This window comes from Brucella sp. NBRC 12950, assembly GCF_030268145.1.
In the GTDB taxonomy this organism is placed as follows: domain Bacteria; phylum Pseudomonadota; class Alphaproteobacteria; order Rhizobiales; family Rhizobiaceae; genus Brucella.
In genome coordinates, this window is the sequence record NZ_BSQC01000013.1 from 88,140 (window position 1) to 107,867 (window position 19,728).

Below are 19,728 nucleotides of genomic sequence, written 5' to 3' on the forward strand. Positions count from 1 at the left end.
AATCATCCAGTCCTGTTTAAATGTTGACGTTTAAGAGCAATTTAGGGTGGCCGATGACTAATCACCAGCCCTCACTTGATCAAATGAAGTTCAGCACGACTCTTGGATCAAATTTAAGGCAAGCCGCTCACTTCTTCGTGGCGCGTTTCTCAGCGAGTATATTTTTTCCAAGGCGGGCAAGAGCGGCGCGCAGAGCATCGTCCTCAATACCGTCCGTTGCCTTATCGATACGCCGTTCTTCTGAAGGCGCCAGAGGAGCCATTCGCTTTGGCTTACGCCTGAAATCCAGCGCAGGCGGCTTCTGCTCAATCTTTATGCGACCTATAGCCGAGAAGCCAAGGAAGCCATTCACACGACTGATAATTTCACCCGTTTCGTGCTGGATCTGCAAAGCAGAAAAACCTTCGCAGGCAATAATCAGCGTAGCGGGACTGAATGGATCGTCTTCATGCAGGCGCCGCGGCCAGATAATGCGCAGCGGGCGTGATGAAGCACCTATTGCCGGGCCGACAATATCTTCCCAGGATTGCAGCAATGAGAGATTGATACCCGCACGCTTTTGCAACATCGGGTCCATCAAACCAGATGCCATATCTGCCAGAGGGCGGAAGCCTCTTTTGGGTTTACGTTCGCTCATCGCGTTCCATTATAGCCGCGAAACCACTCAACAAACAAAGGAATACCTTCATCGAGTGTGGTTTTAGGGCTGAAACCAAGATCGCGCGCAGCAAGTGTAATATCAGCATAGGTGCGCGGAACGTCGGCAGCTGGCATCGGTTCAAGTTTGCGGATCGCTTGCTTTCCACATGCTTTTTCAATTTCTGAGATGAAATCGCTGAGCATGACCGGGCGGTTATTGCCGAGGTTATAGACAGGCGCAGTTTGTTCAGGCTGTTCCATGATGCGTTTTATGGCGCCTAAAACGCCACTTACGATGTCATCAACGAATGTGAAATCTCGCTGCATTTCACCATTGTTGAAAACACGGATCGGCTCGCCCTTGAGGATTGCCGAGGTAAACAGCCATGGCGCCATGTCCGGGCGTCCGAACGGACCATAGACCGTAAAAAAGCGCAAACCCGTCGAATGCTGGCCGTGAACATGCTTATAAGACACGGCCAAAAGTTCACCTGAACGCTTTGTAGCGGCATAAACCGAGACCGGATGGTCAACAGCATCGCTTTCAGAAAACGGAATTTTTTCGTTAGCGCCATAGACTGACGACGAGCTGGCATAAACGACTGGCGGACGCTTTTCGAGCTTAAGAGCCGTTTCAAAAACTGTAATCTGCCCCATGACATTGGCCGACACATAGGCTGCCGGGTTTTCTATGGAATAACGAACGCCAGCCTGGGCTGCGAGATGCACGATGACATCGACATCACGATCAGCACCAATTGCCGCATTGAAAGCTTCCGCATCGGAAACATCCGCTTGCGCAAAGCGAAAGCCGTCGCGCGCATTCAGCTTGGCAAGACGCGTTTCCTTGAGGTCAACCTGATAATAATCATTAAGATTATCGATACCTATGACCTGCCATCCCTCATCCAGAAGGCGCGCTGCGGTGTGAAAGCCGATGAAACCAGCGGCGCCCGTCACGATTGCTTTCATGGATGTCATTTCCTGCAAATGTAGTTTGTAAGGCCGGCACGACGCAAAGCCATAATGCGGCGTGATGCTGCAGCATTCAGCGCTGCGAGGAAGAACATCACCGACGAGATCGTAACCTCATGCAGCAATGGATTATGCAACATGCCATAGCTGCCACAAACCACCGCAAAGTAAATCAAGGCTCGGCGCATAGCCCAACTATCGGAGCTGCGCCAAAGATGCACAAAAATCGAGAGGAACGCCGCAAACATAAAAAACAATCCGATGATGCCATCGTTCAGCAATTCATCGAGCACAGTATTATGGACGTGGCGAAAACCTTGCATTAGCGAAGCTTGCTCTCCAGCTTGCGCCCGGACGATATCCATTTTCGAATAAGCACCAACCCCCGCTATCGGATTCTGCTCGATAACCTTTGCAGCACTCGTCCACATGACTTCGCGGATATCTGCCGAAATTTTATCTTCCCATTGCGAGCTGTCACCACTGTCGTAGTATTCGACCATCCCCGCAAAACGTTTGGAGATAATATCACCAACGGGTCCTACAACGACAAGAGCCGCGAGAGCGGCCACCATGGCTGCATAAGCAGCTCCCTGTTGTCGAATACTAAAGCGTTTGAGGAAGAATATGACTTCGATCGCTGCAAAAACCGGCAGCACAACAATAACTGCCCGCGTTTCCGACGCCAGAACAGAAACCAAACCCAAAATCAGCCAATGAGGGCCGTTTGGAAGATAGCGATGAGTTTTGCCAATTGGAATAGCGGCTGAAATAGCTGCCACGCCTGCGACAAAGGCAAAGACCGCCTCATTGCCACCAACACCAATCCGCCCACCCTCAGCGAATACAAGGTAAATAACCGCAAGGACGGCCATAATGACACCGACACGCGATCCTAGCACATAGGCCCGAAGAGGGTTCCGAACCAGCAGCATTCCGGGACCTGCAAAGGCGAATACCGTGATCAAAAGCGTGTAGCCAATTTGTCTGTTGTTAGCGAACGGCTCTCCACGGAACAGAATGAGGCCTAAAGACCAACCAGCATAAAGTAGAATGAATATGTAGAACTTCTTAGCAAATAGACGGGTCGCTGCGTGACGAGCAAAACTGAGATAGATACCAATGCATGAAAATACAAAAAGAATGATTGGGCCCAATCCTAATCGGATGGGCATCGCTGCAGATGCAACGCCTAGAACCCAATGGTCCACCCGCCGGCGGAGAAGAAAAGATTTTTTTAGAAATGCCACTTAAACCTCTTTCAGGCTATTTCGCCTTAGAGCGTATGCGATTCGCCTGATATAGTCAGTTGCTCTAAACAACAACGTTGTCAGCCGTTTGTATGGAGGTAAACGCGTTTTGGCGTAGCCTTGTCTACCTTGTGTTATAGTAGATATTAGTATTTCTGACAGAGCGACAACGGGCTTATTCGTCGTGAAGATTTCATAACTGCCCGCCCATCCACGCTCCAATGCAACATCATATGGAAGATACATAGGCTTTATCGCCGTAAGTAGCCGCTTGGCCCCCTCAAGTGTAACGATGTAGGCAGCAGAGCTGCCCGAAGGCCCATGCATACACCGACCAATCGTAAATCCCGCACCTAAAGTGTGAAAATTGCGGTAGCTATTTGTGCGATGATTGACGAGTTTTATAATATCCCAGCCTGCCAACTTACGTGCTGCCGCTAAAAACGGAAGAAACTCCGGTGTGAATTCCACGTCATCTTCAATGATGACTGCAAAAGGCTCATTTTCAGAGATTATTGTTTCAAGCGCACGTATATGGCTGAAATAACATCCGATTTCAGCAGGGAGTGGAATTTTTCCATGCCAGCGGCGGAAGCTATTCTCGTCCAAATCGGTCAGCTCTTCTGGAGCGAGGAGTTTACCCTCGACTGCTTCTACGCGACGAATATCAATGGAGAATGCATCAGCGCTTGCTCGCAGGGCATCCCATCTGTCCTGAGAGCGAGCAAGATTGATGGCGTAAACCGGGACAGAACCAACCACGGGCTCTCCTTAATTTTTATTCTCTTGGCAGCTCAGTGAGGCGATGCCACGCATTAATTTCTATCAATTCTAAACAAAGGTCTCTAATCAGAGATGACTACCTCTCCCGACACTTAAATCATACCGGAAAAATGCTTAATACCTGCGTTAGCCACAGAACTGGACGAATTCTTGACTGGTATGATCGGCACCATCGTATTCTACCATGGCGTGTATCGCCATCAGAACAATCGCGCGGCATCAAAGCTGACCCATACCGGATATGGCTTTCGGAGATTATGCTTCAACAAACAACGGTTGAAGCGGTCAAATCATACTTCACCAAATTTGTCGAACGCTGGCCGGATGTCATAGCTATGGCCGCTGCGAGCGAAGACGACATTTTGCGAGCCTGGGCAGGACTTGGCTATTATTCACGCGCGCGCAATCTCAAAAAATGCGCAGATCTGGTTGCAGCTCAGTATGCCGGAAGCTTCCCCACAACCGCTGCCGAGTTAAAAGAACTACCGGGCATCGGCGATTATACGTCTGCGGCGATCGCAGCAATTGCGTTTGGTCAGCCTGCAGCCGTAGTGGACGGCAATGTCGAGCGTTTTATTTCACGTCTCTATGCTATCGACACTCCTCTTCCTGCAGCTAAAGCAGAAATCCGCCTCCTTATGGGAGAGTTGACACCTGCAGACAGGCCTGGTGATTTTGCGCAAGCAGTCATGGATTTAGGCGCAACCATCTGCACACCGCGTCGCCCAGCTTGCGCGATCTGTCCTGTCAATGACGGCTGCGAAGCTCTTACAAAGCGCGACCCGGAAGAATTTCCCGTCAAAGCCCCTAAAGCGTCGAAGCCAATCCGAACGGGCGCTGCTTTCGTTGCAATTGCCGATGATGGTTCCGTTTTGTTGCGCAAACGCAAAGGTGAAGGTCTGCTTGCTGGCATGACAGAAGTGCCGGGCAGTCACTGGACGGCACGTATTGATGGCGACGCAACGGTAGATGCCGCTCCTTTTGCTGGCGACTGGGTCGCCTCAGGGAGCATCACGCATGTCTTCACACATTTCGAATTGCGCCTTTCCGTCTATTCAGCCGCCAACATCACCAAGCACGATATTACAGAAGGCTGGTGGTCTTCGCCTTCCGAACTTGAAGGCGAAGCGCTGCCGACTGTCATGAAAAAGGCAATTACTGCCGCTATTCCAGACGCATTCAAACGGGGGAGGAAAAACCGTTGACCAATCAAGTCAAACACGTCGTTTTCGATATTGGAAAAGTGCTGTTGCATTATGACCCAGAGCTTGCCTATCTCGATGTGATCCCTGACGAGGCAGAGCGCCGCTGGTTTCTGGAGAATATCTGCACAGGCGCTTGGAATATCGAGCAGGATCGTGGCCGCAGCTGGCAGGATGCTGAAGCGCTGCTGATTGAAGCGCACCCAGAAAAGAGCAGTCACATTCGCGCATTTCGCCAAAACTGGAATCTGATGGTACCCCATTCCTATGACGACAGTGTTGCAATCCTGCGCGGACTTATTGCTGAGGGCAATGACGTAACCATGCTCACGAACTTCGCTTCCGACACATTACGTGAAGCGCAAGGACGGTTTCCGTTTCTGACGGAGAGCCGCGGCGTCACGGTCTCAGGCGATATCCGTATGTTGAAACCAGACCGCGAAATTTACGAGCATCACGTTGCAAGCTTCGATCTTGATCCTGCTGCAACGCTTTTTATTGATGACAGTCCGGCCAATGTGGAAGGTGCCAAAGCAGCCGGTTGGCAGGCTGTGCATTTCACCGGCGCACCTAAATTGGCAGACGATCTGAGAAGCCTCGGTCTCTCATTCTGATCCAAAAAATACCTAAACAGAAAAAGACCCCCGAAGCGAAACACTTCGGGGGTCTTTTCATCAGACTTTGTTGGAGGTCGTCCGATAGTAAGCTCTACAGCATAATTCCTTAAATATGCTGCAAATATAGAGTGTTAGAGCGCATTCCGAAAAGTGCGATGCGGTTTTCGGAACAAGATGTACGCAAAAACAAATGGATCAAGATTAAGCGCCTGCGACAGCCATCTGATCGCGGATCACCTTGCGCAGATCATCGATAGGCTTCAGCATACCTGCCTCTTCATAGTGCCAGAATGTCCAACCATTGCAGGCATCAAATCCCTGTACCTTGGCCCCAATGCGATGGATCGAACCCGCTTCACCATTCGCAGCCAGTGTGCCATCAGCACGAACGATGGCGGCATGACGACGGCGTGCATCAGAAAGAACCGTGCCCGGACGTAGGAGACCTGCTTCCATGATCGAGGTGAAGGCCACCCGCGGCTCTGCACGCTTGCCGGTCATAACCGTCAGTTCGGCCTTGCCCAGCGGTTCGACCGCATCAATGCGAGCTGTTGCCGCATCGATATAAGCCTGCTCCCGTTCGATACCAACGAAGTGGCGACCGAGGCGCTTTGCAACAGCACCAGTGGTGCCGGAACCGAAGAACGGATCAAGAATAACGTCGCCCGGCTTGCTCGATGCCATCATGATACGGGCAAGCAGTGCTTCCGGCTTTTGCGTCGGATGAACTTTGTCGCCGTTTTCATCTTTCAGGCGTTCTGAGCCCGTGCAGATTGGGAACAGCCAATCAGAGCGCATCTGTACGTCGTCATTGGCGGCCTTCATGGCGTCGTAATTGAAGGTGTAACCTTTGCCCTTTGCATCTCGCGAAGCCCAGATCAGCGTTTCATGCGCGTTCTGGAAACGACGACCGCGGAAGTTCGGCATCGGATTGGTCTTGCGCCAGACGATATCGTTGAGCAGCCAGAAACCAATATCCTGCAACTGCGTGCCGACGCGGAAGATGTTGTGGTAAGAACCGATGACCCAGATAGTGCCATTTGGCTTCAGAACGCGGCGGCAGGCCAGAAGCCATGCTCGAGTGAAAGCATCATAGGCCTGAAAGCTTTCAAACTGGTCCCAATGATCATCAACTGCGCTGACCATCGTCTGATCAGGGCGATGGAGATCACCACCAAGCTGAAGATTGTATGGAGGATCGGCGAAAATGACGTCCACCGAGTGATCAGGAAGGCGTTCCAGAGCGGCAACGCAATCACCCTTGATGATAGAGTCGAGCCAAGCGGTACGTGGGGCCTCAATAGGCAACTCATGTGCAAGACGTACTAGGGACATGGGATACTCGATTACCTGTGAACGCTAAAAACTTGTCCTTATGGTTACTGAGTAGGGTAAATATGCGGTTAACGCCAAGTGATTGAAATCGTAAACCTTTTCTTAATTGAGCGGTAAATGCCTGCGTTTCCGGCACTTTTGCGAGCGATATGGCTTAAACAGTTTTCTTCCAGCCATATTAAAGCCGTCAACAAATTGCAGTGCAGAAATGCAATATGACGCAATCAATAAGGCTTGGTTATTCGTTTTGCGCCTATAATTGCCTTCAAGTGATTTGCTTCAACGTGCTGCTTGTCCGAAAACCGTTTCATATTTTGGACTGCAACCCGAGACTGATAAGCGTACCTGTTCTATGTGTCTGACATGAATATCAACGAGCTGCGCCACAACCGGTATTTGCGGGTTCTTTTCGTACCCTTCCGTATGCGCGCGCTTGTGCGCGGCAGTGAAATTGGTCTCGCTATCGCGGGCGTGGTTATCGGCGTGATTTCCGCGCTTGCTGTTGCAGCAATTGGCGGCATTTCTCAGTGGATGCACCAAGCTCTGTTCGGTCTTGCGGAAGGGGAGCGGCTGAGCTCCGCCTCGGAACTGAGTTCCAGCGCTTACATTGCTCCACTCGCCGGCGGCATCCTCATGGGCATTGTCATATGGGTACTGGCGCGCTGGCGTAAACGTCCCATCGTTGACCCCATTGAAGCCAATGCTTTGCACGGCGGCCATCTTTCGCTGACGGACAGTTTTATCCTCGTCGGGCAGAACCTTATTTCCAACGGGTTTGGTGCGTCCGTCGGGCTTGAAGCAGCTTATACGCAGCTCGCCAGTGGTTTCGCATCGCGTATCGGACGTGCACTGAAATTGCGTCGCGCCGATTTGCGTACTTTAGTTGGATGTGGTGCAGCAGCCGCGATTGCAAGCGCCTTTAACGCACCGCTGACCGGCGCTTTCTACGCGTTTGAACTCATTATCGGCGTTTACTCGATTGCCACTCTTGCACCTGTGGTGGTCGCAGCCATCGTCGGCATGTTGGTCACACAAGCCATCGGTGGTCCGCCTTTTGTCATTCACATCGGACCTTTGGATAGCATTGCGGCACGCGACTATGTGCCTGCACTGGTTCTCGGCTTTCTTGCTGCTGGCATCGCCATTCTCATCATGCGTGGCGTGACAACCGTTGAGCGTGTCGCACGCAAAAGCGTGGTCCCGACAGTTCTCGCTCCAGCCATTGGTGGCGCAATTGTTGGCATGATCGCTTTCGTCTCGCCACAAGTTCTGGCTTCCGGCCATGGCGCCCTGCATCTCGACCTGAATGCCAATCTAACCATTCCGGTTTTGCTGCTGCTAATTTTCAGCAAGTCACTGGCTTCAGCCATCTCAATCGGTTCAGGATTTCGCGGCGGCTTGTTCTTTGCGTCCCTGTTTCTTGGCGCGCTTACTGGAAAGCTCTTTGCAGCCGTGACCGGCTATGTCTTACCACTCACGCTTGAACCAGAGGTCTACGCTGTGATCGGCATGAGTTCGATGGCCGTCGCCATCGTTGGCGGCCCATTGACGATGACCTTTCTGGCTCTTGAACTAACTGGCGATTTCCCGATTGCGATGCTTGTGCTTGGTGCCGTCGTGTCTTCATCTCTGATGGTTCGCAAAACCTTCGGCTATTCCTTCGCAACCTGGCGTTTCCACTTGCGCGGTGAAGCTATACGTTCCGCACACGATATTGGCTGGATACGTAACCTGACTGTCACCCGGATGATGCGTCATGACGTGCGTACGGTGCAGATCGACACAGATATCGAAACATTCCGCCACGACTTTCCGCTTGGTTCAACACAGCGCGTAATCGCCGTCGATAGCGACGGCCGATATGTCGGCATGATTCCCGTTCCTGCTGCCTATTCCGAGAGTTTCGACACAACGGATGAGACACGCAGTATCTCCGAATTGTTGCGCTATCAGGATGAGTTCCTGCTTCCACAGATGAATGCCAAAGAAGCTGTTGCGCGTTTTGACCGTGCGGAAGCTGAAGCACTCGCAGTCATCAACAATGCACAGGACCGCAAAGTGCTGGGGCTTTTGAGTGAAGCACATACATTGCGTCGCTATAGTGAAGAACTGGATCGCCGCCGCCGTGAGGTTTCAGGCGAGGTCTAAGTTTACTGGCTTGTTTGGGAAGTGGGTTCGCTTCCGTTGTTTTCCGGCGTTGCGCGGTAATAATACGGGGTGGCAAAAATAAAAGTTAGAACGACGATAACTGCCAGAACAAACAGTACAACGGATTTACGCATCGAATTCTCCTTTGAGAGCGCATCAGGGAGAGCCTAAGCAAGCTTCACGGTGATACGCGTCAAGTATGTTTGTCAGATCGCATCACGCTCCGACCAAGAGAAAACGGTCAGCAACTGATATCGTTCCTGATATCCCTTCATCCTTGAAGACGCCAAGTTTGACGCCTAAGTCATAAAGGTGTAGCTCATCGGCGATAGTTCGGTGGGTGCTATTACCCCCACACCTCCCACACAAAGGCTTTTTGAAATGGCGGCTCCGTCCCTGATTATTTTTGACTGTGATGGCGTATTGGTGGACTCGGAATTCATCGCCGCACAAGTGGATGCCGCCCTTCTCACTGAAGCCGGTTATCCAATTGAAGCGGAAGAAGTGGGTGAGCGTTTCGCAGGCCTTACATGGCAGGACATCCTTCTCACCGTTGAGCGTGAAGCCGGAATTCCACTTTCGGCGTCCCTGCTCGATAAAGCCGACAAGCTGCTGGATGAACGCCTTAAGAACGAAGTTCAGGCGATTGAAGATATCGTCGAAGTCGTTTCAGCTCTTGGCCTTCCAAAGTGCATCTGCTCAAACTCGACCAGCGCTCGCCTTGAACTCATGCTGAAGCGCGTCGGCCTCTACGATCTTTTTGAACCAAACATCTTCTCGTCTCGTGAAGTTGGCTCCAAGAAGCCAAAGCCTGCACCAGACGTCTTCCTTCATGCAGCGAAGCACTTCGGTGTCGATCCGGCTGATGTAATTGTTATTGAAGATTCAGCCCACGGCATTCATGGCGCGCGCGCTGCGGGTATGCGCGTCATCGGCTTCACCGGAGGCGCTCACACCTATCCCGGACATGCAGACAAGCTGACTGATGCAGGAGCGGAAACAGTTATTCACCGCCACAAGGATCTTCCGGGCGTGATCGAAGCACTGTCAATTTGGACGGATGCCTGATTTGCACCCATTTCTCCGGAATGGATTTTCGGGAGAATTATAGCCGCTGGTGCAATTGATGCAGCATGTTCTCGCTGCATCAGTTCATGGAAATGAAGCATTTCTATCCGCTTAAAGCGCATCCCGAAAAGTGTGAAACGGTTTTCGGAACAAGATGCGCGTTAAAACAGATGATTAGAGCGCTCAGGCAGCGCTACGCTTGCTCTTGCCCTTCGACGCGGCATTTAGTGTCGCAAGCAGCTCTTCAGATTCGCTTTCGCTCAATCCGATCAGCACGCGTTCACCCAGTGAAGCAGGTTCGCCTGAGATCGTATCGAAGATAGCCCAGGTATCCGTCGGTTCAAGCACGCGTTCATATTTCTGTTTCATGGGCATAGACCAGAGCGGTTTCTGTGAGCCGCCCCATCCTCTTGTTTCGTTGCAGTTTCAGTCGAAGATGATTGCGTCCGAACTTCAGATGCAGTCATCTCTGTTGATACTGTTCTAGCGCAAACCTCTTGCTATTCACTTCACACAAGCGGTTTAATTTAATTAGAATCTTATAGATTTGTCCTATAGTTAAATATCTATTTCGAATTAGGTGTCTTTGCCTGTCCGCGTTTTTTGGGGCTCTTAGAACCAACGACAAGCGCTTGAGCGAACTTGGCATCAACCGGCTTTCCGAAAAACCATCCCTGCCCTGAAATATCGCCACTAATGCTGCGAAAATATTCCGCCTGAGCAGCGGTTTCGATACCTTCAACGACGATATCGAGATTATGTCCATGCGCCATGGAAATGATCTGCGGAACGATCGAAACCTTGCCATCCTCGTCACCCACGGTTCGGGTGAAAGCCTTATCGATCTTGATCGCGTCGACCTGCAACTCTCCCAGATAGGCAAGACTGGAATAGCCAGTACCGAAGTCGTCGATATAGATGCAGTGGCCCCGCTCACGCAGGTCCTTGATACCTTCGGAAGCCTTAGAAAAGTCAACAGCAGTGCGTTCAGTCAGCTCCAGCCCAATCTGATGGGGATCAATGTCGGCAGCAAGCAAGCGCTGTTCAAGTGCTGCCCTGAAAGTTGGATTTTGCACATCGCCTGCCGTCATATTGATATTGATACGTAAATCGCGCTGCTCACGAAGCAGCTCACCCATTTCTGCAAGCATATGATCGACGACGTAAATTGTGATCCTGTCAGCAATCCCAGCAGTTTCCGCACGCGCTATAAACAAATCGGGCGGGACAAAATCGCCTTTTGTTATTTCCCAACGAATTAGCGCCTCAAAACCGGTAATTCTACCGCTGCCGATGCAGACAACGGGTTGATAAACCAGTGTCAGACTATTCGCCGCCAGCGCCTTTTTCAAAAGTGAAATCAATGATCGGTCGCGATTGCGATAGTAATTCCAACCGACACCGAGCCCTGCTCCTACGCATGTGCCAAGAACCGTGAACAGGACAGGCAAAATGCCATCCGACTGCGTATGCCAGCTTTCCGACGTCGCCAGAGCAATACAAACACCCGTGACGGGATCGCAGGTGTTTTCCCGCAGGATATCGTCTCCAACACCGAAAAATCGACTATTCCTCGTCGGTACAAAACTATTCTGGACATTGCCGGGAAATTCATCCGGAAAGCTGTAGAGACGAGCAGATTTTGTTTTATCGGAATTCACGAGAAAAACTGCGAAATGATACTGCGAGACATGCAGAGCATCAAAAGCAACCGAACTTAATACGACATTGGCTTCAGCCCGCCCCATGACAGGCCCATGACTACCGGGCGTGAGCAGCTGATGGTCGCCATAAACATAAGTTCCGTCTCCCAAAAGCACATCTTCAGTCGAGCGGACCTCATCGGTGTCAATGTCGTTTAACAAGGTCGAGCACTGAAGGCGATCATTGATAAGACGACCGATGTCTTTGATATGATAGGCACTGAACAGCAGTTCTCTCAAATAACGTTTATCGTCGTCTGAGCAGACCAGGTAAGGTGAGCGGTTCGTTTGTTCCAGAGTTTTCCGGGCGGAAGTGACAATGCGGTTTGCCTGAGACATGAGCACGGTCATATACGCGTCCATGTCGCGTTCTTCTTCAAGAAGCTGGAAACGTTCTCCGGTCCATTTGCCTATTATTGCGCCAAGCAGCAGCATGACGACGACCAGGATATAAACAGGCAAAATAACAGACCTGCGTTGAAGTCCCATCAGAAAACCTGCCGTTTCAATATCGACAATCGACAATCCAGTTTAAAACTGCGCCGCCATACTTATATGGCGCATAAAAACAAATAATGTAAATGAATAATGCTCAAATATTCTTGCTAAAGATCAAAATCAAACTTTCAAACAAGCAATATATAATACAGTACTAAAACTTTCGGAGCACTATAATTAGCAATTAATTCAAAGTGCAAGTCTAAAAAAGGCGCTCACAATCGCTATGAACGCCTCTTTTGATTATCAGTTTCCAGCTGCATCAGTAATGTCGATGCATATTCTTAGAACGCCCATGTGACTGGATCAGATCGGCGTTCTAAATTGAGAAATTATTTGGTGTTGTACGGACCTTCGTCGAAGCCCACAAAAATCTGAACGCTGCGAGCACTTTCAGACGGCACCGTAATTCCCTTGTCGTTAAAGACGAACTGCGTGGCACCGCCACCGCTGGTAACACTAACAGCCTGCTTGTGGAGCTTGGAGTAGATCACCTTGTCGCCCTGAACCACGGCAACGCGCACCGGCATAGTGACATTTCCGCTCTTGTACTTCGGACCCGGCACGACCTTACCAGCCGCTGCTACATCAAGGGTGATAGTCCCTTCGCCATATTGGCAGCTGCGAGTGGTGTCGGTCAAAGCAGCCTGATAAATCACCCGGCTTGCGTCCTTATCGCCGCCTTTTTCATAAGTGTTGAAATAAGCTGTGCCGTCACGCAGCGTGACGGATGGACAAAAGGCGCGAAGCTCCGATTCCTTCACACGAGGCTGGCTTGCGTCCGTAAGCGCGCCATCCGCAGACTTCTGCGTGCCGCTTGTGGTGCAGCCTGCAAGCGCTGCGAGCAAAACCGTTGCAAAGACTGGAAACAACGATGAACGATTCTGTAATGCTTTCTGCATAAACCGGGCTTCCCTGCACTGATCGACCTGTTCTATACCACTACGCAATGCATAGCGTGAGGGTGTTTTCCTGTTTTTTGTCGCCAAGAGCAACCCCATCCCTCAAAGGTTGCTTTAATTCTTGCGGCTTTTTTAGGGACGCTCTATTGCATTGACGGCTAAAAATCCGCCTCGACCCGAAATGAAGGCCTTTGAGATGAAATATATCAGTACCCGCGGCGAAGCACCTGTTCTGGGGTTCAGCGACGCTTTGCTCGCCGGACTTGCCCGCGACGGCGGTCTTTATCTCCCACAGGAATATCCGCAGTTCAGCGCAGATCAGATCCGCGATCTTCGTGGAAAATCCTATGTGGATATCGCATTGGCCGTGCTGACACCCTTCACTGGCGGCGAGATTCCTCACGCCGATTTCGAACGCATGGTACGCGAAGCCTATAGCTCCTTCCGCCACGATGCTGTCTGCCCATTGGTTCAGACCGGCGCGAACGAATATGTGCTTGAGCTGTTTCATGGCCCGACACTTGCCTTTAAAGACGTCGCCATGCAGCTCCTTGCGCGCATGATGGACTACGTTCTTGCTCAACGCGGCGAGCGCGCGACCATTGTTGGCGCGACATCCGGCGACACAGGTGGTGCGGCTATCGAAGCCTTCGGCGGTCGCGATAACACCGATATCTTTATTCTCTTCCCGAATGGCCGTGTGTCTCCGGTGCAGCAGCGCCAGATGACCAGCTCTGGCTTCTCGAATGTTCATGCCCTTTCTATCGAAGGCAATTTCGACGACTGTCAGAACCTCGTCAAAGGCATGTTCAACGATCTTCAATTCCGCGACAGCATTTCGCTATCCGGCGTTAATTCGATCAACTGGGGACGCATTATGTCCCAGGTGGTTTATTATTTCTCCGCAGCACTGAGCCTTGGCGCGCCAGATCGCGCAGTCTCGTTCACCGTGCCAACCGGCAATTTCGGGGATATTTTTGCGGGTTATGTCGCCAAAAAAATGGGCTTGCCAATCGAGCGCCTCATTATTGCGACCAATGACAACGACATTCTTTCGCGCACGCTTCAAACCGGCGCTTATGAAATGCGCGGCGTCGAACAGACCACGTCGCCATCGATGGACATTCAAATTTCGTCAAACTTTGAGCGCCTGCTGTTTGAAGCACATGATCGTGATGCGGCGGCGGTGCGCGGTTTGATGGAAGGCCTGAAGCAATCGGGAGGCTTCACCATTTCCGAAAAGCCACTTGCTGCTATCCGCAGCGAGTTTTCGGCTGGTCGTTCTTCGGTTGAAGAAACGGCGCAAACCATTCAATCTGTTCTGGAAACCGACGGTTATCTGCTGGATCCACACTCAGCGATTGCGGTTAAGGTCGCTCGCGAAAATGTGTCTGAAGCAGCTCCAATGGTGGTTCTGGCAACCGCACATCCGGCCAAATTCCCCGATGCTGTAAAGGCTGCAAGCGGTGTTACTCCAGCGCTTCCGGCATGGCTTTCGGACCTTATGGAACGAAAAGAAAGTTTCACGGTTCTTCACAACGACCTGAAAATCGTGGAAGAATACGTTCGCCGTCATTCTCGGGCATGAATTCAAATCTTTTGCGAGAATAAGAACGGGAACCCGAATGGGACTATGGGAGCATTTTTCTGATGGGTGTTGAAGTAACGCGTCTTTCCAACGGCCTGACAATTGCCACCGATAACATGCCGCATGTGGAAAGTGTTGCGTTGGGTATCTGGGTCAAAGCTGGTGCTCGAAATGAAGCGCCTGACCGGCATGGCATAGCCCACCTCCTTGAACATATGGCGTTCAAAGGGACGGAAAAGCGCACGGCCTGGCAAATTGCCTCCGACATTGAAAATGTGGGTGGAGAGATAAACGCAGCTACGAGCGTCGAAACCACGTCCTATTACGCGCGTGTCTTGCGCAATGACGTGCCGCTGGCAATCGATATTCTCGCTGATATTCTGACCGCCTCTAAGTTCGATGAAGCCGAGCTTGAACGTGAGAAGCAGGTTATCATGCAGGAGATCGGTGCGGCGCACGATACGCCTGACGATATCGTCTTCGACCGGTTTACGGAAACTGCCTATCGTCATCAGCCAATCGGGCGCGCCATTCTGGGCGAGCCGGATACGGTGATGTCGTTTACGTCCGCTGATCTTCGTCAATATATGGACGAGCAATACAGCGCCGACCGCATGGTTGTGACCGCAGCTGGCGGCATCGATCACGATCAGTTCGTGAAAGAAGTGGAACAACGCCTGGGTGGCTTCCGTGCTCACAACACAGCCCCTACGCTTGACCTCGCAACATATGTTGGCGGCGACTTCCGTGAAGATCGTGATCTGATGGATGCGCAGGTTCTGATCGGCTTTGAAGGTCGCGCCTATCATGTACGCGACTTCTACGCCTCTCAGCTTCTGTCGATGATTCTGGGCGGCGGCATGTCCTCACGTCTGTTCCAGGAAGTGCGCGAAAAGCGTGGCCTTTGTTATTCGGTCTATGCGTTCCATTGGGGCTTCTCTGACACCGGCCTGTTCGGCATTCATGCGGCAACCGGTCGTGATGAGCTTGTCGAGCTTCTGCCCGTCATCATTGATGAGCTGCATAAAGCTGCAGACTCCATTCAGCTCGAAGAAGTGAACCGTGCTCGTGCGCAGTATAGTGCTAGCCTGCTGATGTCACAGGAAAGTGCTGCCAGCCGTGCAGGTCAGCTTGCGCGTCAGTTCCTGCTTTATGGTCGTCCGGTTGCAAACAGTGAGCTGATGGACCGCCTGTCGCAGATCACCCCTGAACGCCTGAGTGATCTTGCAGGCCGACTGTTCCTCGACACGAAGCCGACAATTGCCGGTGTTGGTCCGGTCGGACGCTTGATGAGCTTTGATCGGCTGACTGATGCGCTTTCGACGAGCGCGCATACAAGGAAGATTGCTGTCTAAGGGAAATAGGGGGAACCAGGGTCGGCTTGGCTGGATCAACAGAGCGATACTGTTTGTTCATTTTTTAAAACACGCGCCATCGCTTCCCTACCCCCTGCTCTCATAACAACACAGGAACCCGCATGATCGGCCTGCCTTTCCGGCGCAGCAATCCGACAGTTCTTCGCGGTCCACGCGTTTACATACGCGAACCGATGATGAGCGATTTTGCCGCCTGGACCAGCCTGCGGGCGCAAAGCCGGGCTTTTCTCACCCCATGGGAACCCACCTGGGCCGACGACGAACTTACAAAAAGTGCTTTTCGCTATCGGATACGCCGCGTTCAGGACGAAATGTCTGACGGAACCGGCTATCCGTTTTTTATTTTTCGCAACAACGACCACCAGATTGTCGGCGGTATAACGCTTGGCAACATCAAGCGCGGCGTGGGGCAGAATGGCATGGTCGGCTATTGGAGCGGCGCTTCATTTGCCGGAAAAGGCTATATGACCGAGGCACTCAATCTGGTTATCCCCTTTGCATTCGGTCAACTGAGGTTGCACCGAATTGAAGCTGCCTGTATTCCCCATAATGTTCGTTCGATACGGCTTCTCGAAAAAGCCGGATTTCAGAGAGAAGGACTGTTGCGCTCCTATCTCAAGATAAACGGCTTCTGGCAGGATCACCTGCTGTTTGCTCTGATAGAAAGCGACAAACGCATGATCAATGGCAAGGTTGAACGCTCGTGAACGGTCTTACAGACAAGTTATTTTCAACTCTTGCGCGGTTTCTCGCGCTTATCGTCTTTGTGACCTTTTCAGTCGTTCAGGCATCTGCTGTTGAACCTATAAAAATCTCGAAGGAAGATACTGCCCTTGATCTTTCGCGCGCTGTTGAGCTGCTGCGTAATCAGGGCGAAAGCGTTCAGGTTTCTACAGCTCCCGGTGCTGATGGCATTGTTCGCCGCATTGAGGTGCAGGCTGATCCAAATTCCAACGCATCCGGTGACTGGGCCGCGTTTTCCATTGCCAACCCGACAGACGAGCAGATAGACCGCCTGATTGTTGCACCACACTTCCGTCTGGTCGGCTCTGGCGTCATCTGGCCGGATCTTGGTTCGCCGCGCATTTCATCGATTACGCCCAGTGAAGGCTTTGCGCTTGATCGTCAGCCAAGTGCCGATGCCGACGTTTTCCGCATCACGCTCAATCCGGGTACGGTTGTCACCTTCGTTGCTGAGCTTTCCTCGCATAATCTGCCACAGCTCTATCTGTGGGAGCCAGAAGCGTACAAGGATGCGGTTAACTCTTACACGCTTTATCGCGGCATTCTGCTTGGTATTTCGGGCCTTCTGGCCCTGTTCCTGACCATTCTCTTCGTCGTCAAGGGAACCTCACTGTTTCCGGCCACCGCAGCCCTTGCATGGGCGGTTCTTGCCTATATCTGCGTTGACTTCGGCTTCTGGAACAAGCTGATGGAGATAACGCCCGGAAATGAGCAAGTCTGGCGAGCGGGCACCGAAGTAGCCCTTGCCGCCTCTCTGGTGATTTTCCTGTTCACCTATCTCAACCTCAATCGCTGGCACGACCATTTCAGCTATGGTGCCGTTACATGGGTTCTCGGCCTTCTGGCGCTCGCAGGCGTTGCGGTTTTCGACCCACCAATTGCTTCGGGTATTGCGCGCATGTCGCTGGCATTAACCGTTGCGTCAGGCATTTTCATCATCGGTTATCTTGCCGTCAAAGGCTATGATCGAGCGGTGATGCTGATCCCCGCATGGTTGCTCACACTCATATGGCTCCTCGGCGCATGGATGACAGTTTCGGGGAAACTGGATAATGACATTATCCAACCCGCGCTTGGCGGTGGTCTTGTTCTTATTGTATTGCTGATTGGCTTCACCGTCATGCAGCACGCCTTTTCAGGCGGGGCACTTCAGCAAGGTCTGCTTTCTGACATGGAACGTCAGGCACTTGCTGTGATTGGTGCAGGTGACATTGTCTGGGATTGGGACGTACCGCGTGACCGTGTTGTCACAACGCCAGATATCGCAAACTATCTCGGCAACACAGCGAGTTCACTGCAAGGCCCAGTCCGTAACTGGCTGCCGGCCATGCACGCTGATGATCGCGACCGTTTCCGGTCCACACTCGATGCCGTTCTCGAAAATCGACGCGGCCGAATTGGACAGATTTTCCGCTTGCGCGCCAATGATGGCCATTATCACTGGTATGCGCTGCGTGCTCGCCCCGTGATTGGTTCAGACGGTGAGATTGTCCGCTGCGTCGGCACATTGATTAACGTGACTGAGCAGAAAAAAGCCGAAGAACGTCTGCTGCACGATGCCGTGCATGACAATCTGACTGGCTTGCCAAATCGTGAGCTTTTCCTCGACCGCCTAAGCAATGTGATGAACATGGCGCGTGGCGAGAGCAGATTGCATCCGACTGTTTTTATTATCGACATTGACCGCTTCAAGCAGGTCAATGACAGTCTCGGCATGTCAGCAGGCGATACAATCCTGCTCACCATTTCTCGCCGCTTGTCGCGCCTGATGAAGCCACAGGATACGCTTTCGCGCCTGTCTTCTGATCAGTTTGGGCTCCTCCTTGCCTCTGAAAGCGACCCGGGGCGTATTGCTTCCTTTGCTGAAGCCCTCCGTCAGGCAGTACGCGCGCCTATCGCCTATGCAAAACGCGAAATCGTGCTGACAGCATCAGTCGGCCTCATCACCTGGACGAAGACTGCATCAACAGCCGAAGATTTCGTCAAGGATGCAGAACTTGCGATGCATCAGGCCAAGCGCTTCGGCGGCGACCGCATCGAACCATTCCGCCCGGCATTCCGCGCCATTGGCAGCGACAAGTTGCAGCTCGAATCCGATTTGCGCCGTGCGCTTGAGCGCGATGAAATCAGTCTCGTTTATCAGCCAATTGTCCGATTGGACGAAGGAACAATTGCAGGCTTTGAAGCTCTGATGCGTTGGGAGCATCCGCGCCGTGGTGCGATCCCACCATCGGAATTCATTCCGATTGCAGAGAGCTCTGGTCTGATCGTGCAGCTCGGTCTGTTTGCTATTCAGCGTGCGGCAGAAGATCTGTTCGCTTGGCAAGAACAGTTTTCCAAGCTCGATCTGTTTGTGTCAGTCAATCTTTCGAGCACGCAATTGATACGACAAGACCTCATCAATGATGTGCGCTCGGTTCTCTCGCGCATTCACCTCAATCCGGGCAGCCTCAAACTCGAATTGACAGAATCCGTTCTGATGGAAAATCCCGAGCAATCGGCCCATGTGCTGGCGCGCTTGAAAACCATGGGTGTTGGCCTGTCGCTTGACGATTTCGGCACTGGCTATTCGTCGCTCGCTTATCTCACCCGCTTCCCGTTCGATATAATCAAGATTGACCGTTCATTCGTTAAAGGCGACCAACCGCAGAAAACCACACTTCTGCGCTCTATCGTCAGCATGGCCCATGACCTCGGTCTCGCTGTCGTAACAGAAGGCGTCGATAGCGAAAGCGATGCGCTTCAACTGCGCCAGATGGGTTGTGAATATGTGCAGAGCTTCATGTTCGGCGAACCATCGAGCCGCGATGAAGCGACACGCCTGATCCGAGAGCAGCAGGATTCTGCTGCTGCGTGATTTTAGGGAATAGGCATCTCGCGGTTGTTTCAGATAACGGAAA

General features: G+C 52.0%; 17 protein-coding genes. 8 read left to right on the top strand and 9 right to left on the bottom strand.

All coding sequences use genetic code 11. The features are described from left to right. Positions 1–127: 127 nt before the first annotated feature. Genes QSJ70_RS20515 through QSJ70_RS20530 form a run of 4 tightly spaced genes read right to left on the bottom strand, consistent with a single transcriptional unit; the run spans position 128 to position 3,626 of the window. The gene (locus tag QSJ70_RS20515; RefSeq protein WP_007874074.1) at positions 128–637 is read right to left on the bottom strand and encodes a DUF721 domain-containing protein; all 510 of its coding nucleotides are present in this window, start codon (positions 635–637) and stop codon (positions 128–130) included. Then, on the bottom strand, positions 634–1,611 hold the full coding sequence (locus tag QSJ70_RS20520) for an SDR family NAD(P)-dependent oxidoreductase (RefSeq protein WP_113498312.1): 978 nt from the start codon (positions 1,609–1,611) through the stop codon (positions 634–636). Before QSJ70_RS20520 ends, QSJ70_RS20515 begins: the two co-directional genes overlap by 4 nt. A gap of 5 nt (positions 1,612–1,616) precedes the next feature. Then, complete coding sequence (locus QSJ70_RS20525) at positions 1,617–2,864, bottom strand: O-antigen ligase family protein (protein WP_285539175.1); 1,248 nt, start codon at positions 2,862–2,864, stop codon at positions 1,617–1,619. Then, positions 2,865–3,626: a glycosyltransferase family 25 protein gene (locus tag QSJ70_RS20530; protein WP_285539176.1), complete on the bottom strand. Its 762-nt coding sequence runs from the start codon at positions 3,624–3,626 to the stop codon at positions 2,865–2,867. A 131-nt stretch (positions 3,627–3,757) separates the two neighbouring features. Here QSJ70_RS20530 and mutY point away from each other — a divergent pair, with 131 nt between their 5' ends. Together mutY and QSJ70_RS20540 are read left to right on the top strand one after the other, a co-directional pair. After that, complete coding sequence (gene mutY / locus QSJ70_RS20535; protein WP_285539178.1) at positions 3,758–4,852, top strand: A/G-specific adenine glycosylase; 1,095 nt, start codon at positions 3,758–3,760, stop codon at positions 4,850–4,852. After that, the gene (locus QSJ70_RS20540) at positions 4,849–5,463 is read left to right on the top strand and encodes an HAD family hydrolase (protein ID WP_064320297.1); all 615 of its coding nucleotides are present in this window, start codon (positions 4,849–4,851) and stop codon (positions 5,461–5,463) included. The genes mutY and QSJ70_RS20540 overlap by 4 nt, the downstream gene beginning before the upstream one ends. A 204-nt stretch (positions 5,464–5,667) precedes the next feature. Here the strand turns inward: QSJ70_RS20540 and QSJ70_RS20545 are convergent, their stop codons facing one another. After that, complete coding sequence (locus QSJ70_RS20545; protein WP_079211600.1) at positions 5,668–6,801, bottom strand: site-specific DNA-methyltransferase; 1,134 nt, start codon at positions 6,799–6,801, stop codon at positions 5,668–5,670. Between the two features lie 363 nt (positions 6,802–7,164). On the opposite strand from QSJ70_RS20545, the gene QSJ70_RS20550 reads away from it, so the two are divergent. Then, positions 7,165–8,949 carry a chloride channel protein gene (locus QSJ70_RS20550; RefSeq protein WP_007874057.1) on the top strand — a complete coding sequence of 595 codons (1,785 nt, stop codon included), beginning with the start codon at positions 7,165–7,167 and terminating at the stop codon, positions 8,947–8,949. 2 nt (positions 8,950–8,951) lie between these two features. Here the strand turns inward: QSJ70_RS20550 and QSJ70_RS20555 are convergent, their stop codons facing one another. Further along, positions 8,952–9,083 carry a hypothetical protein gene (locus QSJ70_RS20555; protein ID WP_256443839.1) on the bottom strand — a complete coding sequence of 44 codons (132 nt, stop codon included), beginning with the start codon at positions 9,081–9,083 and terminating at the stop codon, positions 8,952–8,954. A gap of 247 nt (positions 9,084–9,330) precedes the next feature. Here QSJ70_RS20555 and QSJ70_RS20560 point away from each other — a divergent pair, with 247 nt between their 5' ends. After that, positions 9,331–10,017, top strand: a complete 687-nt coding sequence (locus QSJ70_RS20560; RefSeq protein WP_007874055.1) for an HAD family hydrolase — start codon at positions 9,331–9,333, stop codon at positions 10,015–10,017. A 183-nt stretch (positions 10,018–10,200) separates the two neighbouring features. Here QSJ70_RS20560 and QSJ70_RS20565 read toward each other — a convergent pair whose 3' ends face one another. The 3 genes from QSJ70_RS20565 to QSJ70_RS20575 all read right to left on the bottom strand — a co-directional run bounded on the left by QSJ70_RS20565 (position 10,201) and on the right by QSJ70_RS20575 (position 13,120). Further along, complete coding sequence (locus QSJ70_RS20565) at positions 10,201–10,386, bottom strand: hypothetical protein (protein WP_007874053.1); 186 nt, start codon at positions 10,384–10,386, stop codon at positions 10,201–10,203. Positions 10,387–10,583: 197 nt separating this feature from the next. Then, positions 10,584–12,209 (bottom strand): EAL domain-containing protein, encoded by a 1,626-nt coding sequence (locus tag QSJ70_RS20570; protein WP_285539189.1) that lies wholly within the window; start codon positions 12,207–12,209, stop codon positions 10,584–10,586. A gap of 341 nt (positions 12,210–12,550) precedes the next feature. Continuing rightward, on the bottom strand, positions 12,551–13,120 hold the full coding sequence (locus QSJ70_RS20575) for a hypothetical protein (RefSeq protein ID WP_007874049.1): 570 nt from the start codon (positions 13,118–13,120) through the stop codon (positions 12,551–12,553). A gap of 196 nt (positions 13,121–13,316) precedes the next feature. On the opposite strand from QSJ70_RS20575, the gene thrC reads away from it, so the two are divergent. From thrC to QSJ70_RS20595, 4 genes are all read left to right on the top strand, one after another. Next, positions 13,317–14,708, top strand: a complete 1,392-nt coding sequence (thrC, locus tag QSJ70_RS20580; RefSeq protein ID WP_285539192.1) for a threonine synthase — start codon at positions 13,317–13,319, stop codon at positions 14,706–14,708. Between the two features lie 62 nt (positions 14,709–14,770). After that, the gene (locus QSJ70_RS20585; protein ID WP_007874043.1) at positions 14,771–16,063 is read left to right on the top strand and encodes a M16 family metallopeptidase; all 1,293 of its coding nucleotides are present in this window, start codon (positions 14,771–14,773) and stop codon (positions 16,061–16,063) included. A gap of 122 nt (positions 16,064–16,185) precedes the next feature. Further along, a complete protein-coding gene (locus QSJ70_RS20590) occupies positions 16,186–16,791 on the top strand; it encodes a GNAT family N-acetyltransferase (RefSeq protein ID WP_007874042.1) in 606 nt (201 codons plus the stop codon). After that, positions 16,788–19,685 (top strand): EAL domain-containing protein, encoded by a 2,898-nt coding sequence (locus tag QSJ70_RS20595; protein WP_007874040.1) that lies wholly within the window; start codon positions 16,788–16,790, stop codon positions 19,683–19,685. Before QSJ70_RS20590 ends, QSJ70_RS20595 begins: the two co-directional genes overlap by 4 nt. Positions 19,686–19,728 lie beyond the last annotated feature (43 nt).

Bases quoted from the DNA above. Each gene is read 5' to 3' on its own strand.
- QSJ70_RS20585 (WP_007874043.1), top strand. From the start codon at position 14,771: ATGGGTGTTGAAGTAACGCGTCTTTCCAACGGCCTGACAATTGCCACC.
- QSJ70_RS20570 (WP_285539189.1), bottom strand. From the start codon at position 12,209: ATGGGACTTCAACGCAGGTCTGTTATTTTGCCTGTTTATATCCTGGTC.
- QSJ70_RS20555 (WP_256443839.1), bottom strand. From the start codon at position 9,083: ATGCGTAAATCCGTTGTACTGTTTGTTCTGGCAGTTATCGTCGTTCTA.
- QSJ70_RS20515 (WP_007874074.1), bottom strand. From the start codon at position 637: ATGAGCGAACGTAAACCCAAAAGAGGCTTCCGCCCTCTGGCAGATATG.
- QSJ70_RS20550 (WP_007874057.1), top strand. From the start codon at position 7,165: ATGAATATCAACGAGCTGCGCCACAACCGGTATTTGCGGGTTCTTTTC.
- QSJ70_RS20545 (WP_079211600.1), bottom strand. From the start codon at position 6,801: ATGTCCCTAGTACGTCTTGCACATGAGTTGCCTATTGAGGCCCCACGT.
- QSJ70_RS20520 (WP_113498312.1), bottom strand. From the start codon at position 1,611: ATGAAAGCAATCGTGACGGGCGCCGCTGGTTTCATCGGCTTTCACACC.
- QSJ70_RS20560 (WP_007874055.1), top strand. From the start codon at position 9,331: ATGGCGGCTCCGTCCCTGATTATTTTTGACTGTGATGGCGTATTGGTG.
- QSJ70_RS20590 (WP_007874042.1), top strand. From the start codon at position 16,186: ATGATCGGCCTGCCTTTCCGGCGCAGCAATCCGACAGTTCTTCGCGGT.
- thrC (WP_285539192.1), top strand. From the start codon at position 13,317: ATGAAATATATCAGTACCCGCGGCGAAGCACCTGTTCTGGGGTTCAGC.
- QSJ70_RS20565 (WP_007874053.1), bottom strand. From the start codon at position 10,386: ATGAAACAGAAATATGAACGCGTGCTTGAACCGACGGATACCTGGGCT.
- QSJ70_RS20575 (WP_007874049.1), bottom strand. From the start codon at position 13,120: ATGCAGAAAGCATTACAGAATCGTTCATCGTTGTTTCCAGTCTTTGCA.
- mutY (WP_285539178.1), top strand. From the start codon at position 3,758: ATGCTTAATACCTGCGTTAGCCACAGAACTGGACGAATTCTTGACTGG.